The 15401-nt window shown below is 72.4% G+C and carries 14 protein-coding genes and 1 pseudogene; 9 read left to right on the top strand and 6 right to left on the bottom strand.

Annotated features, from left to right (window positions below):
- The first annotated feature begins 41 nt into the window (after positions 1-41).
- Positions 42-647 carry a DUF6461 domain-containing protein gene (locus tag EV567_RS06195; RefSeq protein ID WP_242620695.1) on the top strand — a complete coding sequence of 202 codons (606 nt, stop codon included), beginning with the start codon at positions 42-44 and terminating at the stop codon, positions 645-647.
- A gap of 231 nt (positions 648-878) precedes the next feature.
- On the opposite strand, the gene EV567_RS06190 is transcribed toward EV567_RS06195, so the two are convergent.
- Positions 879-1676 carry a VOC family protein gene (locus EV567_RS06190; RefSeq protein WP_130437644.1) on the bottom strand — a complete coding sequence of 266 codons (798 nt, stop codon included), beginning with the start codon at positions 1674-1676 and terminating at the stop codon, positions 879-881.
- Between the two features lie 128 nt (positions 1677-1804).
- Between EV567_RS06190 and EV567_RS06185 the strand changes: the two genes are divergently transcribed.
- The gene (locus EV567_RS06185; protein ID WP_207228691.1) at positions 1805-2050 is read left to right on the top strand and encodes a WhiB family transcriptional regulator; all 246 of its coding nucleotides are present in this window, start codon (positions 1805-1807) and stop codon (positions 2048-2050) included.
- Between the two features lie 280 nt (positions 2051-2330).
- Positions 2331-3905, top strand: a pseudogene (locus EV567_RS06180) (IS200/IS605 family accessory protein TnpB-related protein); the annotation flags it as partial.
- 173 nt (positions 3906-4078) lie between these two features.
- Here the strand turns inward: EV567_RS06180 and EV567_RS06175 are convergent.
- The 4 genes from EV567_RS06175 to EV567_RS06160 form a co-directional block, all read right to left on the bottom strand.
- Complete coding sequence (locus tag EV567_RS06175; RefSeq protein ID WP_130437642.1) at positions 4079-5053, bottom strand: acyl-ACP desaturase; 975 nt, start codon at positions 5051-5053, stop codon at positions 4079-4081.
- Between the two features lie 247 nt (positions 5054-5300).
- Positions 5301-6077 carry a dimethylargininase gene (gene ddaH / locus EV567_RS06170; RefSeq protein ID WP_130437641.1) on the bottom strand — a complete coding sequence of 259 codons (777 nt, stop codon included), beginning with the start codon at positions 6075-6077 and terminating at the stop codon, positions 5301-5303.
- Between the two features lie 196 nt (positions 6078-6273).
- Positions 6274-7896, bottom strand: coding sequence for an ABC-F family ATP-binding cassette domain-containing protein (locus tag EV567_RS06165; protein WP_130437640.1), 1623 nt, complete (start codon positions 7894-7896; stop codon positions 6274-6276).
- A gap of 332 nt (positions 7897-8228) precedes the next feature.
- Positions 8229-8642 carry an SsgA family sporulation/cell division regulator gene (locus EV567_RS06160; RefSeq protein ID WP_130437639.1) on the bottom strand — a complete coding sequence of 138 codons (414 nt, stop codon included), beginning with the start codon at positions 8640-8642 and terminating at the stop codon, positions 8229-8231.
- 385 nt (positions 8643-9027) lie between these two features.
- Between EV567_RS06160 and EV567_RS06155 the strand changes: the two genes are divergently transcribed.
- The 4 genes from EV567_RS06155 (at position 9028) to mmpA (ending at position 11456) form a co-directional block, all read left to right on the top strand.
- Positions 9028-10083, top strand: a complete 1056-nt coding sequence (locus tag EV567_RS06155) for an oxidoreductase (protein ID WP_130438278.1) — start codon at positions 9028-9030, stop codon at positions 10081-10083.
- A gap of 59 nt (positions 10084-10142) precedes the next feature.
- Positions 10143-10472, top strand: coding sequence for a plasmid stabilization protein (locus EV567_RS06150; protein ID WP_130437638.1), 330 nt, complete (start codon positions 10143-10145; stop codon positions 10470-10472).
- A 61-nt stretch (positions 10473-10533) separates the two neighbouring features.
- The gene (locus EV567_RS06145) at positions 10534-11229 is read left to right on the top strand and encodes an endonuclease V (protein WP_130437637.1); all 696 of its coding nucleotides are present in this window, start codon (positions 10534-10536) and stop codon (positions 11227-11229) included.
- 80 nt (positions 11230-11309) lie between these two features.
- A complete protein-coding gene (gene mmpA, locus EV567_RS27775; RefSeq protein ID WP_165430316.1) occupies positions 11310-11456 on the top strand; it encodes a morphogenic membrane protein MmpA in 147 nt (48 codons plus the stop codon).
- Positions 11457-11473: 17 nt separating this feature from the next.
- Here the strand turns inward: mmpA and EV567_RS06140 are convergent, their stop codons facing one another.
- The gene (locus tag EV567_RS06140) at positions 11474-12652 is read right to left on the bottom strand and encodes a trans-acting enoyl reductase family protein (RefSeq protein ID WP_130437636.1); all 1179 of its coding nucleotides are present in this window, start codon (positions 12650-12652) and stop codon (positions 11474-11476) included.
- 294 nt (positions 12653-12946) lie between these two features.
- Between EV567_RS06140 and EV567_RS06135 the strand changes: the two genes are divergently transcribed.
- A complete protein-coding gene (locus EV567_RS06135; RefSeq protein ID WP_130437635.1) occupies positions 12947-14152 on the top strand; it encodes a CaiB/BaiF CoA-transferase family protein in 1206 nt (401 codons plus the stop codon).
- Positions 14149-15363 carry an acetyl-CoA C-acetyltransferase gene (locus tag EV567_RS06130; protein WP_130437634.1) on the top strand — a complete coding sequence of 405 codons (1215 nt, stop codon included), beginning with the start codon at positions 14149-14151 and terminating at the stop codon, positions 15361-15363. Before EV567_RS06135 ends, EV567_RS06130 begins: the two co-directional genes overlap by 4 nt.
- Positions 15364-15401: the final 38 nt, after the last annotated feature.

Here is a 15401-nt window from a genome sequence, read left to right as displayed (position 1 = left end):
ATCAATCGCTCGAACATACGAGGGCACTGTGCCGGGGGAGGATGAGCGTCGTGCGTGGCGGCATTCAGTGGCTTGTGGAGCAAGACGACTGGCAACACAGCGTGGTTTTCGCACGGGGCGTCACGCCCGAGGAGCTGGGCCTGCGTATGGGCGGCGTACGTGGTTCCGTCGTTTCGCCGATCACGGACGCTGAGGCGTGGGACATGGTTCTCGACCTGTCGACGGCCGACGATGATGTCGTGCGCGTCGGTGCGCACGGTGGGTGGTCCTTCGCCGTTGAATACGGGCTGGGGGACGGTGCGCAACGACTCGTCGACATTTCTCGGAACGGGGTGGAGGTGGTTCACCTCCACCCTTCCGTGGACCATCCGCCGGCGCTGTTCTCCTATGCAAGAGACGGCGTGGACGTCTGTGGCTTTGGGATCGGGGAGGAGTGCTGGCGGTGGGGCGTCCAGCCGGACCTCCTGCTGCCTGAGCTGGTCGCGGCCGGCGTGCTGCACTCCGACGGCGAGTACGCACTTACGGAAGACGAGTCCTACCAGGACCGGGACCGGCGCACACTGGCGATGATAGAGACCCGGTTCGGTCTTTCCCTTCCCCGTGATGTACGGGAGAGCGAGCGTTTGCTGGCCTTCGTCATCGCCTGACTGACAGCCACGAGGACGAAGGACGCTCGTCCGCAGGACCGGCCTTTGATGAGCTTGATGCGGGTGACCTGGCCTTCGAGTGCGCCGGAGCTCCAGGGCCGGGGGAGGCCGTTGACGACGGCGTCCCAGTCGTTGCCCGGATCATCGGGCGGTGCAGCAGTGGGTCCGGCATCATCCCCATGTGATGGTGATGCAACCCGTTCTGGAGATCTCCGCCTCCGACGGGACTCCTCAGGCCTGACGGGGTGCGCTCCTCATCACCGCGAAGCGTGCGCCGTCCGGGTCGGCGAGTGAGGCGATGCGGCCGACGCCCGGCAGGTCGACGGCCGCCCGCCGCACCGACCCGCCCATCTCCACGGCGCGGGCGACGGCCGTGTCCACGTCGTCGACCTCGAAGTACGGCAGCCAGTACGCGCCCGACGCCGCCCCCGCCTCCTCGGGATCGTCGTCCGGCGGGACGATCCCGCCGAACATGCTCTCCTGTCCGGCGCCGGCCGGGTTGACGCACGTGTACGTGCCGCCCGGGAACGGCACGGCCGACGTCTCCAGGCCCAGGGCCGCCCCGTAGAAGGCGGCGGCCGCCGCCTCGTCCGGCGTGTGCAGCTCGACCCAGCGCAGCGAGCCCGGGTCGCCCGCCATGTCCACGCCCTTGATCTGTCCCGGCTGCCACACGCCGAACGGCGCGCCCGCCGAGTCGGCGAGGATCGCCATCGTGCCCTGGCTCATGACGTCCATGGGCGGGAAGAGCACCCTGCCGTGCGCCAGCTCGACCGCCTTGCAGGTGTCCTCCGCGTCCGCCGACTGGAAGTACACCGTCCACGACGGCGGACCCTGCTCGGGCGTGGTCTGCATGCCGCCCGCCGCCGTCCTCCCGTCGAGCTGGAAGAAGCCGTAGCCGCCGGCGTCCGGCCCCGCCGACCGGAACCGCCAGCCGAAGAGGGCGCCGTAGAAGGCCGAAGCGCGCCCGATGTCCGACGTGCCGACGTCGACCCAGTTCGGAGCGCCGTTGACGAAACGGGTGGTGAGCATCGTGCCCTCCTCCTCGCAGTCCCGTTCTGTGCACTGCCGAGTCTGGCACCGCCCACTGACACTCGCCGCCCGGCCGTGTATATCCGGCGTTGAGCGAACGTTTTTCGCCGCGCGGCACGATCCTCGCCATGTACACCGACACGATCCGCACACCCGAGCTCGCCTGGCAGCGGGAGGCGCTGTGCGCGCAGACCGGGGCGGACTTCTTCTTCCCCGAGCCCGGCAGCTCGGTCCGCGAGGCCAAGCGCATCTGCGGCCTGTGCGAGATGCGCCCCGCTTGCCTCGACTACGCCCTGAACCACGACGAACGCTTCGGCGTGTGGGGCGGCCTCTCCGAGAAGGAACGCCTCGAACTGCGCCGCACCTCGTCCTGAACCCGTCACACACGGCACGACAGGCCGGGCGCGGGCTGGGGAGCTGCTGGCGCTGGAGTGTGTCCAAGTGCCTTGCGGTGGCCGGGTGACCATGTGGTCTGTGCTGCGGTCCTGGGGTCGCTTTTCCGTGGGGAACTGGCGTTTGCGTGTCGAATGCGTGACCTTCCCGGGTGGCGGTCGTTGGTACTGGCAGGGTTCATCGGCAGCGGGGGGAGGGGGTGGTGGGGTGGGTGTGCTGAGGTATGTGGCGGAGCCGTTCGTCGCGTCCGGCCCGGGTGGTGTGGCTGTCCGGACCCGCCTGAAGCAGCTGACGCCCGCTGATGAGGAGGTGCTGCGTCTGGTGGGTGCGCATCTGGGGTCGCTGGCGTCGAGGGACCTCAAGGCGCGCTGTCGGGACGGGCTGGAGCACTCCGCCCGGACATGGGCGGTGCGTAAGCGGGAACTGACGGCTGTGTCGTCGTCGCGGTGGGCGGGCAGCATCACCAAGGCCACGCACGATCAGTGGGCGCTGGCCCGCCGCTGCCAGCTCGCGCACATCCAGAACTTGGAAGCCGGCATCCGCACCCTCACACACCGTCTGTCCCAGCCCATCGGGCAGAAGGGCACGAAGAAGACGCCCGGGGGGTACCAGTCGAAGCGGGAGTGGCACGCGAAGTCGAGGCGGCTGGGGGTGCTGCAGGACCGGCTGGCGGCCGCGCGGGCCGACCGCGAGGCCGGCCTCGTCCACGTCGTGCGCGGCGGCAAACGGCTGGCCCGCACCCGGCATCACCTGGAGACGGCCCAGCTGACGGAGCCCGTCTGGCGCGGGCGGTGGGAGGCGGAGCGCTGGTTCTGCCAGGCGGACGGCGAGTCCGGCAAACGCCACGGAAACGAAACCATCCGCGTGAGCCCCGACGGCGAGGTGAGCCTCAAGCTCCCCGCACCGCTCGCGCATCTGGCGAACGCCCCGCACGGCCGGTACGTCCTGGCCTGCCGGATCACGTTCACGCACCGGGGTGAGGAGTGGGCGGACCGTGTCACTGCAGACAGGGCGGTCGCCTACCGCATCCACTACGACACCGGCCGCACCCGCTGGTATGTGACCGCCGCCTGGCAGATCCCGCCCGCCCCTGCCATTCCCGTCGAGGCCGCGCTCGCATCCGGGGTGATCGGCATCGACATGAACGCCGACCACCTGGCCGCCTGGCGTCTGGACGTCCACGGCAATCCGATCGGCGCCCCGCGCCGCTTCTCCTACGACCTGACCGGCACCGCCGAGCACCGCGACGCCCAAGTCCGCCACGCTCTCACCCGCCTCCTGCACTGGGTCCGCACCTGCGGTGTGAAGGCGATCGCCGTGGAGGACCTGGACTTCACCGCCGAGAAGACCCGAGAGAAACACGGCCGCAACAAGCGCTTCCGCCGGCTGATCTCCGGCATGCCCACCGGCAGGCTCCGTGCCCGGCTGGCGTCGATGGCCGACGCCACGGGCATCGCGGTGATCGCCGTCGACCCGGCCTACACCAGCCGCTGGGGCGCCCAGCACTGGCAAAGGCCCCTCACCAGCACCACCCGCAAACCCACTCGCCACGACGCAGCGGCCGTGGCGATCGGAAGGCGCGCCCTGGGACACCCGATCCGGCGACGGACGGCACCGCCCCCACACGACCGGAGTGATCGTGCGGGGCATCGGACCGTCCAGGCCCGACCAGGCGTCCCCGGGCGTGAGGAAACCCGCCCCCGCATCCCCGGACCACGGACACGATCCCTGCGCGCCGGACGCGGAGCGAACGCGGGCGACCAGAACGCCCAACACCGTCCGGGGCGTTCGACTGAGCACGGGCCCTGGCAACAGGGCTCACTCCCGCTCAGTCTCCAGGAACGGTCCTGTAGAGCAGGGGCAGCCCTTTTTGGGCGGTCACGCTTGTCAGAGGCCCGGCGCAGGCCTGGCGGCATGATGTCGCAGGACGCCGACGGCCCGCACCGGGAATTCGCTTCCCTGTGCGGGCCGTCGGTCGGAACTGCCTCCGTTGCCGGGGCCGGCGGGTGTCAGGCTCCGGCGCGTGCCGCCATCCGCGCCTTGCGCGCCGCCAGCTTCTCGTCGAACTTCAGGGCCTCGGCGTCCAGGCCGTTCATGTACAGGCCCAGTTCCTCCTGCGCCTTCAGGCCCTCGGGGCCCAGGCCGTCGATCTCCATCACCTTCAGGAAGCGCAGCACCGGCTGGAGCACGTCGTCGTGGTGGATGCGCAGGTTGTAGACCTCACCGATCGCCATCTGCGCCGCGGCCCGCTCGAAGCCGGGGATGCCGTGGCCGGGCATGCGGAAGTCGACGACGACGTCCCGCACGGCCTGCATGGTGAGGTCGGGGGCGAGTTCGAAGGCGGCCTTCAGGAGGTTGCGGTAGAAGACCATGTGGAGGTTCTCGTCGGTCGCGATGCGGGCCAGCATGCGGTCGCAGACCGGGTCGCCGGACTGGTGACCTGTGTTGCGGTGGGAGATGCGGGTCGCGAGCTCCTGGAAGGAGACGTAGGCGATCGAGTGGAGCATCGAGTGCCGGTTGTCGGACTCGAAGCCCTCACTCATGTGGGACATCCGGAACTCCTCCAGCTTGTCCGGGTCCACCGCACGCGAGGCCAGCAGGTAGTCGCGCATCACGATGCCGTGCCGGCCCTCCTCCGCCGTCCAGCGGTGCACCCAGGTGCCCCAGGCGCCGTCCCGGCCGAACAGGGAGGCGATCTCGTGGTGGTAGCTGGGCAGGTTGTCCTCGGTCAGGAGGTTCACGACCAGGGCGATACGGCCGATCTCGGTGACCTTCGACTGCTCCTTCTCCCAGGCCTCGCCGTCCTCGAAGAAGCCGGGGAAGTTGCGGCCGTCGCTCCAGGGCACGTACTCGTGCGGCATCCAGTCCTTGGTGACCTTCAGATGCCGGTCGAGCTCCTTCTCGACCACTTCCTCCAGGGCGTACAGCAGCTTGGCGTCGGTCCAGACGGAGGGGCTGCCGAGGTGCGGGGAGGCGATCGTCACGGGTACTCCAGGGGACGGGAGGCGGAGCGGAAAGACATCCGGTGCTGAACCGGAACTTACGGGATCGTAGGCTACGAACCCGTAGGTTACGAACCCGTAGGTTAAGGTCGGCGTAAAGAGTGCTGATCAGCCGCCGGTCGACCGGGCCCGGTGACTCGCCGAGCCGTCGAGCCGACCTTTCCGGGGTACGCGCAACAGCCCCGGGACGCAAGGGTCCAGGGGCTGAGACGGCGCACATGTCACCCGGTCAGGCGTAGAGCTCCCGCATCCGCACCGAGAGGCATGTCACACAGCCTTCCAGCTTCTCGAACTCGCTGATGTCGACCACGACCGGTTCGTACCCGAGGCTTTCGAGCAGCTCGCGCGTCCTCGGCGCGCTCGCCGCCATGAGCAGCTTGGGGCCGCCCAGCAGCACCACGTGCGCGCCGGCCTCCTCGGGCACCGAGAGGAACCGCGGGAACAGCGCGGGACGGTCCACCTTCGGGATGTGGCCGATCACCGTGCCGTCCGGCAGCGCGGTGACCGCCGACTTCAGATGCAGCACCTTGCTCACCGGCACCGCCACGACCCGCGCGCCCAGCGGTTCGAAGGCCTCGCGCACCTGCTGCACGCCGGCCGCGTTCGTACGGCCGCCCCGGCCCACGTAGACCGTGTCGCCGACCTTGAGCACGTCGCCGCCGTCCAGCGTGCCCGGTTCCCAGATCCAGTTGACCGAGCAGCCCATGCGGGCGACGGTCTCCTCGACGCCGGCGGTCTCCTCCCGCCGGGACTCGGCGCCGGGCCGCGTGATCAGGGCGACGTTGCGGTACATCACGACGGCGTCCTCGACGAACACCGAGTCGGGGCAGTTGTCGGCCGGATCGACCTCGACGGTCTCCCAGCCGTGCGTCCGCAGGGCCTCGACGTACCCCTCCCACTGCTTCAGGGCGAGGCCCACGTCGACCGCCTCCCGCTCGAGGTGCGTCACCAGGCCTTCGGCGAGGCGCGGGCTGGGGCGGCGGATGAGGGCCTTCTTGCTGGGCACGTCCAGGCCTTTCGGATCGACGGTGGCCGGCGCCCCGGCAGGCGACGTCCGCCCCGTCGGGCAAACGCTGTCTGCCGCGGCGCCAGGGGCCTGCCCGGCAGACCCCGACCGGCGCCCCTGTCCGGCACCGATCCGCCATCATGCAACCCCCGCCCGCCCAGCACAAACCCCCCGGCGCCGCCCCGCGCGCCGCGGCTCACACCGGTGTGCTCACCTCGTCCTCGGTCGTCTCCCGCAACTCCCCGTCCAGCAGCAGCCAGCGGGTGATGCCGAGCGACCTCAGGAACGGCAGGTCGTGGCTGGCGACGATCAGGGCGCCCTCGTAGGACTCCAGGGCCGTGGTGAGCTGGCGCACACTGGCCATGTCGAGGTTGTTGGTCGGCTCGTCCAGCATCAGCAGCTGCGGCGTCGGCTCGGCCAGCATCAGCGCCGCCAGCGCCGCCCGGAACCGCTCCCCGCCCGAGAGCGTGTCCGCCCTGCGGTCGGCGCGGGCGCCGCGGAACAGGAAGCGGGCGAGCCGGGCGCGGATCCGGTTCGCGGTGGCGCCGGGTGCCTGACGTGCCACGTTCTCGGCGACGGTCAGCTCGCCGTCGAGCACGTCCAGCCGCTGGGGCAGGAAACGCAGCGGCACATGCGCGTGCACCTCGCCCGACACCGGTTCCAGCTCACCGGCGACGGTGCGCAACAGCGTCGTCTTGCCCGCGCCGTTGCGCCCGACCAGCGCCACCCGCTCGGGCCCGCGCAGATCGAGACCGCCCGCCACGCGCGCGCCGTACGCGAGACGCAGGTCCCGCAGGGTGAGCACGTCACGGCCCGGCGGCACCGCCGTGTACGGCAGGTCGACGCGGATCTCGTCCTCGTCGCGCACCGCCTCCGCGGCCTCGTCGAGCCGCTCCCTGGCCTCGGCGAGCCGCTCCTCGTGCAGGATGCGGTGCTTGCCCGCGGACTCCTGCGCGGACCGCTTGCGCGCCCCCATCACGATCTTCGGCTCGCGTTTCTGCTCCTGCATCTTCTGCCCGTACCGTTTGCGGCGGGCCAGCTTGACCTGGGCGTCGGCCAGTTCGCGTCGCTGCTTGCGCAGGTCGGCCTCGGCGACCTTCAACATCCGCTCGGCGGCCTCCTGTTCCACGGCGAGCGCCTCCTCGTACGCGGAGAAGTTGCCGCCGTACCAGGTGATCTCACCTGCGTGCAGATCGGCGATCTGGTCGACCAGGTCGAGGAGTTCGCGGTCGTGGCTGACGACGACCATGACGCCGGGCCAGGACGCGACGGCCGCGTACAGCCGCTGCCGGGCGTGCAGGTCGAGGTTGTTGGTGGGCTCGTCCAGCAGCAGGACGTCCGGGCGGCGCAGCAGCAGCGCGGCCAGGCGCAGCAGGACCGACTCGCCGCCGGAGATCTCGCCGACGGTGCGGTCCAGCCCGATGTGGCCGAGCCCGAGTTCGCCGAGAGCGGCGAGGGCGCGTTCCTCGACGTCCCAGTCGTCGCCGACGGTCTCGAAGTGCCTCTCGGACACGTCGCCGGCCTCGATGGCGTGCAGTGCGGCCCGCCGGGCGGCGATGCCCAGCACCTCGTCGACGCGGAGGGAGGTGTCCAGGACGACGTTCTGCGGGAGATGGCCGACCTCGCCCGTGATGTGCACGGACCCTTCGGCCGGGGCGAGTTCACCGGTGAGCAGTTTCAACAGGGTGGACTTGCCGGAGCCGTTGGCGCCGACGAGTCCGGTCCGGCCGGGGCCGAAGGCGGTGTCGAGCCGTTCGAAGACGGGGGTGCCGTCGGGCCAGGCGAAGGACAGGGCGGAGCAGGTGACTGATGATGACAAGTGGGCCTCGCGGTCGCGTGTGCGGTCAGGGCAACGCGTATCGAGACACCGGGAGACGGCGACCACCGCGGGGAGCGGCAGGGATGCGGTCACGGGGACCCGTGCAAGGGGGCCCGCTCGCAAGGACGGCTCGACGCCGAGGTCGCACGCTGCACGCACGCCTGACAGGCGTGGCGCGGTGTCTCTGACCTCAGACGTACAACGTCCTTCTCCCTTCGGCGGCGACAGAAGCGTTCTCACCGTAAGGGGACCGCGAGGGCCGGTCAACGCAATTAAGGGCCGGGCGCCCACCGGTTTCGGACGTCCCGCCCGCCTTCAGGCCTTCGGCCGGGTCAGGCGTCCCGCATCAGCTCCGCCAGACCGTTGTCGAGGTCGAGCTGCAGGTGCTCGCGCCCGGCCGGCACCAGCTCGCTCGTGGCCTGGAGGAACCGCCGGATCTCCGACGAGTGCACGTGCACGATCGCGGTGCCCTCAGGCGCGTGGAACTCCAGCACCGTCCTGTCGTAGCCGTAGGGGCGGACGCGGACGTCACCGTGGCCCTCCGCCTCGTGCAGCCCCGCCGTGAGCAGATCGCGGGCGAAGGTCCAGCAGACCTCGACGCCCTCGAGAGTGGCCGGGGCGGGGAAGGTCATGCGGACGGCGAAGGGGTCGCGACGGTCGTAGTGCAACGTGGCGGGGATGCTCGACATCCGAGGTGCGGCGGCGACCAGGCGGGCCTCAACGGGCTGATCGATGACGATGGACAACGCCTTGCTCCCTTGTGACAGCGGGACGGACTACCGGGGGTGAGTGCAGCCGGACACTGGAAGAGACGTCGGAACCTGCCGGTGCGTGCACATGCAATGCGAGTGACCTCGGTCACCGAGTTTCATGCACACGAGTGACTCACCTCTCTTCCTGTGCCCGGTAAGGCGATTGGGGCGACCGTGGTCCTCTGGACGCCGTCAGGGCCGTGGGCTAGCTTCCCGCGCCATGACACCCCTGGGGAAGACGCGACGCACGGTACGAACGGTTCCGACGGCGGGGACGGCTCCCGCGACCCGCACAACCCCGACATCTCCCCTCTTCGTGACCAAGCGCGCCGCGCGCGCCACGACGGCGGTGGCGGCGGCCTGCACGGCCGTCCTGGCCATGACGGCCGTCCCGGCCCGGGCGGCGGACGGGGCGCCCGCGCGGGAGGCGGGCCGCGCCCCGGCCGTGCCGGGCGGTCACGCGCCCGCGTGGGTCCTGAAGGACACCGGGAAGTCCACCGTCCGCTTCCGCGGCCTGGCCGCCGTCGACCGGAACACCGCCTGGGCGGCCGGCAGCCTCGGCACCGTCCTGCGCACCGCCGACGGCGGGCGGACCTGGCGGGACGTCTCCCCGCCCGGCGCCGCCGAGCTGCAGTTCCGCGACATCGAGGCGTTCGACGCGCGCCGCGCCGTGGCACTGGCCATCGGCGAGGGCGAGGCCTCCCGCGTCTACCGCACGGACGACGGCGGAGCCACCTGGAAGGAGTCCTTCCGCAACACCGACGCCCGCGCCTTCTACGACTGCATGACCTTCTTCGACCGCCGCCACGGCCTCGCGATGAGCGACCCGGTGGACGGCAGGTTCCGCATCCTGTCCACGAGCGACGGCGGCCGCTCCTGGAAGGTGCTGCCCGACGGCGGCATGCCGCCCGCCCTGGAGGGCGAGGCGGGCTTCGCGGCCAGTGGCCAGTGCCTGGTCTCCGCCGGGTCACGCGACGTCTGGCTCGCCACCGGCGGCGGGGCACGCGCGCGGGTGCTGCACTCCTCCGACCGCGGACGGACCTGGAAGGCCGCCGACGCCCCGATCCCCGCGGGCGACCCCGCGCGCGGGGTCTTCGCCCTCGCCTTCCGCGACCGCGCCCACGGCCTCGCCGTCGGCGGGGACTACCGGCCCGACCAGGCCTCCCCCCGGCCGGCCGCCACGACCGGCGACGCCGGCCGGACCTGGCGGACCGCCGCCGCACCCCCGCCCGCCTACCGCTCCGGCGTCGCCTGGCTGCCGCACAGCCGCACCGCCGCCCTCGCCGTCGGCCCCACCGGCACCGACCTGACCACCGACGCCGGCCGCACCTGGCGCACGGTCGACACCGGTTCGTACGACACCGTCGACTGCGTCCCGGACGGGGCCTGCTGGGCGGCCGGCGAACAGGGGCGGGTGGCACGGCTGGAGAGGTGAGCGGTTTGCGGGGTACCCGGCAGGTGCGAACGCGACAGCCGCGAAAGGAGTGAGCGCACATGCCACGCGGTTCCAGCCCCAAGCGGGAGCGCCAGTACGAGCACATCAAGAAGAGCGCGCAGGACCGGGGTGAGAGCACCGGCCGGGCGGAGGAGATCGCCGCCAGGACCGTCAACAAGGAACGCGCCCGGGCCGGCGAGTCCAAGACCGCCAGCCGCACCTCCACACAGGACATGTCGTCCGGCGAGCGCGGCGGCCGGCGGTCCCACAAGGGCGCACAGGGGCCCACGTACGACCAGTTGTACGAGGAGGCCAAGCGCCGCGGCGTCCACGGCCGTTCGGACATGAACAAGAGCCAGCTGCAGCGCGCCCTGGACGACAAGGGCTGACCCGGCCGCCGGGGAACACGATCGCGGACCGGCCCGCGGGGGCCGTACGCTCGTCACCACCATGACGACCGTACCCATTCCCGCGGGCCGGCCCGCGACCGAGGCAGAGGCCCACGCCGTCCAGGACGCGCTGCGGGCCCGACTGGTGCTCGACGAGCCCGGCCCGCCGCCCGGCGCCGGCCGGGTGACGGGGGTGGACGTCGCCTACGACGACGAGCGGGACGTCGTCGCCGCCGCGGCCGTCGTGCTGGACGCGGCGACCCTCGACGTCGTCGCCGAGGCGACCGCCGTGGGACGGATCTCCTTCCCGTACGTGCCCGGTCTGCTCGCCTTCCGCGAGATCCCCACGGTGCTGGCCGCGCTCGACGCGCTGCCCTGCCCGCCGGGCCTCGTCGTGTGCGACGGCTACGGCCTCGCCCACCCGCGCCGCTTCGGACTCGCCAGCCACCTCGGCGTCCTCACCGGCCTGCCCACGATCGGCGTCGCCAAGAACCCCTTCGCCTTCACGTACGACGAGCCCGGCGTCCCCCGCGGATCGGCGTCCCCGCTCCTCGCGGGCGCCGACGAGGTGGGCCGCGCCCTGCGCACCCGCGAGGGCGTCAAGCCGGTCTTCGTGTCCGTCGGGCACCGGGTGAGCCTGGACAACGCCTGCGCCCACACGCTCGCGCTCACCCCGCGGTACCGGCTCCCGGAGTCGACCCGCCGGGCCGACGCGCTGTGCCGGCGGGCTCTCCGGGAGGCGACGGCGAGCCGCTGAGCGGGACCCGCCGCCTGAGTACGCCGTCTGAGTACCCGTACGGATGCGACGCCCGGCCGCCGCCCGGCAGTGTGGCCGCCATGACGACGCACCGTTTCCCCGAGCCTCCGGCCGGCCCCGCCCTGCCCGTGCGGCGCGCCATGAACGCGGCCCTGGTCCTCTCCGTGGTGGCCGGACTGGGCTGGACAGTCGGAATGATCTACACCCTGGCAAGCTGGAACCTCTGAACCGCCGGATCAAGGCCTCAGCGGCGCGCCGCCACCCGGAAGCGGATGCCCGCGGCGCCGAGCCGGTCGATCAGCGCGTCGCCCATCGCGACCGCCGTCGTGACCTGGCCGGCCGTCTCCGGCAGGTCGTCGAGGGCCAGGGCCAGCGCCGCCTCGGCGAACATCTTCGCCGTCTCGTCGTAGCCGGGGTCGCCGCCCGACACCTCGGTGAAGACCCGCCGGCCGCCGCCCTCGCCCACGAACCGCACCGAGAACCAGCTGCGCGCCCGCCGCTCGGCGCTCGGCCCGTCGCCGGGCTTCAGCCGCTCCGACAGCCAGCGCCGCACGGGCGGCACCTGGGCGGCGGCGAAGAGCGCCCCCACACCCGCGACACCGCCCACGGCGACCGGCAGGCGCCGTACGGCCGCGTAGTGCCGGTAGCGGAAGTCGGGCCCGTAGCGCTCCAGCGCCTTCGCGGAGCGGCGCACGATCTGCGGGTCGATGGTCGGCAGCGGCAGCGCCCAGGCGCCGACCTCCGGCGCGAACCGGGGCGACCCGGTGGGCGCACCCGCCCGGCGGCCCATCAGCCGGGGCTCGTGCCGGCGCCGCTCCCGGGCCGCGGCCACCATCCGCCGCCCGCGCGCGAACTGCCCCAGCGCCGAGGCGAACGTCCCGCCCGAGAAGGCGGCGTCGGCGGTCACGAAGCCGTCCACCGTCAGCGGCACGCCCTCGGGCAGCTGACGGACGGTGAAGTACACGCCCAGGTCGTGCGGCACGGAGTCGAAGCCGCACGCGTGCACCAGGCGCGCGCCGGTCTCCCGCGCACGTGCGTCGTGCCGGACGTACGTCAGGTCGACGAACTCCGGCTCCCCGGTGAGGTCGAGGTAGTCGGCGCCGGCGTCCGCGCAGGCGGCCACCAGGTCCTCGCCGTAGGTCACATAGGGGCCGACCGTCGTCGCCACCACGCGTGCCTGCCCGGCGAGCGCGCGCAGCGAGGCCGTGTCGGACACGTCGGCCCGCAGCACCCCCGGCTCCGCGCCGCCCGGAAGCCGGTCGCGCAGCCGGCGCAGCTTGACCTCGTCGCGCCCGGCGATCGCCCAGCGCAGGCCCTCGGGCGCGTGGGCGGCCAGGTACTCCGCGGTGAGCGCCCCGACGAAGCCGGTGGCCCCGAAGAGCACGATGTCGTACGGACGGTCCGACCTGTTCAGCCTGCTCATGACACCCCTTTGTCGTGCAGCCCGCGCAGCTGTGGGTGGCGAGGTTAGCGCGAGCGGAGCCGAGTCCGTCCACGAGGCCGCGAGCAGCGGCCGGCCGCGACCGGGAACGCCCGGAAAAAGCGGGAGAAGGCACGGTTCCCGCCCGCGTCCGCTCCCTTCCGATCGCCCGTCGGGAGAAACCCCGCTCCGCGCACTAAACTGGCTAAGCGCTTGCTCGCTCGCCTCTTGTGCCCATGGGAACACGTTCCTAGCATCACTGGTGTTACATCGGTTGTGTCACAGCAAGGGGGCTCGATGACAACGGCAGACACCGCGGACGCGGCACCCACGCCCCGGCACGGCCCGCTCACCGGCGTGCGCGTGGTCGAACTCGCCGGCATCGGCCCCGGCCCCTTCGCCGCGATGCTCCTCGCCGACCTCGGCGCCGACGTCGTCCGCGTGGACCGCCCCGGCGGCTCCGCCCTCGCCGTCGACCCCGCGCACGACGTCACCAACCGCAACAAGCGCTCGGTGATCGTCGACCTGAAGTCCCCCGACGGTCCCGCGCGCGTCCTCGACCTCGCCGCCCGCGCCGACGTGCTGCTGGAGGGCAACCGCCCCGGCGTCGCCGAACGCCTCGGCGTCGGCCCCGACGCCTGCCACGCCCGCAACCCGCGGCTGGTCTACGGCCGGATGACCGGCTGGGGCCAGGACGGCCCCCTCGCCCCCCGCGCCGGCCACGACATCGCCTACATCGCCCTCACCGGCGCCCTCGGCCTGATCGGCCCCCCGGACACACCTCCGCCCGCCCCCGCCAACCTCCTCGGGGACTACGCCGGCGGCTCCCTCTACCTCGTCGTCGGCGTCCTGGCCGCTCTGCACCACGCGCGCGCGACCGGCGAGGGCCAGGTCGTCGACGCCGCCATCGTCGACGGCACGGCGCACCTGTCCGCCATGCTCCACGGCATGCTCGCCGCCGGCCGCTGGCAGGACCGCCGTGCCGCCAACCTCCTCGACGGCGGCTGCCCCTACTACGGCACCTACGAGACCGCCGACGGCGGCCACATGGCCGTCGGCGCCCTGGAACCGCAGTTCTACGACACCTTCGTACGCCTGCTGGAGCTCGACGACTTCACCGACGCCCGCAAGGACCCATCCCGCTGGGACGACCTGCGCGAGGCCGTCGCCGCCCGCTTCAAGTCCCGCACCCGGGACGAGTGGACGGCCCTCTTCGCCGGCACCGACGCGTGCGTGGCGCCCGTGCTGTCGCTGACCGAGGCCCCCCGCCACCCGCACCTCGCCGCCCGCGGCACCTTCACCGACCACGGGGGCATCACCCAGCCCGCCCCCGCGCCCCGCTTCTCCCTGACCCCGGCCGCCGTGCGCGGCGGCCCCGCCCGGCCCGGCGCCGACACCGCCGAGGTGGCGCGCGACTGGGACGTCCCCCTGCTCGTCACGGACCCTCCCCGCCAGGGCGACCGATCCTCCTCGGCCCACCCTCCCCGAAAGGCCTCCCAGTGAGCACCGAAGCGTACGTGTACGACGCGATCCGCACCCCGCGCGGGCGCGGCAAGGCGAACGGCGCCCTGCACGGAACCAAGCCCGTCGACCTCGTCGTCGGCCTCATCCACGAGCTGCGCGACCGTTTCCCCGGACTCGACCCGGCCGCCGTCGACGACATCGTGCTTGGCGTCGTCAGCCCCGTCGGCGACCAGGGATCCGACATCGCGCGCATCGCCGCGATCGCCGCCGGACTGCCCGACACCGTCGCCGGCGTCCAGGAGAACCGCTTCTGCGCCTCGGGCCTGGAAGCCGTCAACCTGGCTGCCGCGAAGGTCCGTTCAGGATGGGAGGACCTCGTCCTCGCGGGCGGTGTGGAGTCGATGTCCCGGGTGCCGATGGCCTCCGACGGCGGCGCCTGGTTCAACGACCCGATGACCAACCTCGCCGTGAACTTCGTGCCCCAGGGCATCGGCGCCGACCTCATCGCCACCATCGAGGGCTTCACCCGGCGCGACGTCGACGAGTACGCGGCCCTCTCCCAGGAGCGGGCGGCCGCCGCCTGGAAGGACGGCCGCTTCGACCGCTCCGTCGTGCCGGTCAGGGACCGCAACGGCCTGGTCGTCCTCGACCACGACGAGCACCCGCGCCCCGGCACCACCGCCGACTCCCTCGCCGGCCTCAAGCCGTCCTTCGCCGACATCGGCGAACTCGGCGGCTTCGACGCGGTCGCCCTGCAGAAGTACCACTGGGTGGAGAAGATCGACCACGTCCACCACGCGGGCAACTCCTCCGGCATCGTCGACGGCGCCTCGCTCGTCGCCATCGGCTCCAAGGAGGTCGGCGAACGGTACGGGCTCACCCCGCGCGCGCGGATCGTCTCCGCCGCCGTGTCCGGCTCCGAGCCCACCATCATGCTCACCGGCCCGGCCCCCGCCACCCGCAAGGCCCTCGCCAAGGCGGGCCTGACCGTCGACGACATCGACCTCGTCGAGATCAACGAGGCCTTCGCCGCCGTCGTCCTGCGCTTCGTCAAGGACATGGGCCTGTCCCTGGACAAGGTCAACGTCAACGGCGGCGCCATCGCCCTCGGCCACCCCCTCGGCGCCACCGGCGCGATGATCCTCGGCACGCTCGTCGACGAACTGGAGCGCCAGGACAAGCGCTACGGCCTCGCCACGCTGTGCGTGGGCGGCGGCATGGGCATCGCGACCGTCGTCGAACGCCTCTGAACTGCCCGGCGGAACAACAGACTTCACTGGAGACCCTG

The organism is Streptomyces sp. BK239 (genome assembly GCF_004217285.1).
In the GTDB taxonomy this organism is placed as follows: domain Bacteria; phylum Actinomycetota; class Actinomycetes; order Streptomycetales; family Streptomycetaceae; genus Streptomyces.
This window is presented reverse-complemented; position numbering and strand designations above follow the sequence as displayed.

Excerpts from the sequence above, each read along its gene's own strand:
- EV567_RS06195 (WP_242620695.1), top strand. The coding sequence starts at position 42 with ATGAGCGTCGTGCGTGGCGGCATTCAGTGGCTTGTGGAGCAAGACGAC.
- EV567_RS06190 (WP_130437644.1), bottom strand. The coding sequence starts at position 1,676 with ATGCTCACCACCCGTTTCGTCAACGGCGCTCCGAACTGGGTCGACGTC.
- EV567_RS06185 (WP_207228691.1), top strand. The coding sequence starts at position 1,805 with ATGTACACCGACACGATCCGCACACCCGAGCTCGCCTGGCAGCGGGAG.
- EV567_RS06155 (WP_130438278.1), top strand. The coding sequence starts at position 9,028 with ATGACGGCCGTCCCGGCCCGGGCGGCGGACGGGGCGCCCGCGCGGGAG.
- EV567_RS06150 (WP_130437638.1), top strand. The coding sequence starts at position 10,143 with ATGCCACGCGGTTCCAGCCCCAAGCGGGAGCGCCAGTACGAGCACATC.
- EV567_RS06145 (WP_130437637.1), top strand. The coding sequence starts at position 10,534 with ATGACGACCGTACCCATTCCCGCGGGCCGGCCCGCGACCGAGGCAGAG.
- mmpA (WP_165430316.1), top strand. The coding sequence starts at position 11,310 with ATGACGACGCACCGTTTCCCCGAGCCTCCGGCCGGCCCCGCCCTGCCC.
- EV567_RS06140 (WP_130437636.1), bottom strand. The coding sequence starts at position 12,652 with ATGAGCAGGCTGAACAGGTCGGACCGTCCGTACGACATCGTGCTCTTC.
- EV567_RS06135 (WP_130437635.1), top strand. The coding sequence starts at position 12,947 with ATGACAACGGCAGACACCGCGGACGCGGCACCCACGCCCCGGCACGGC.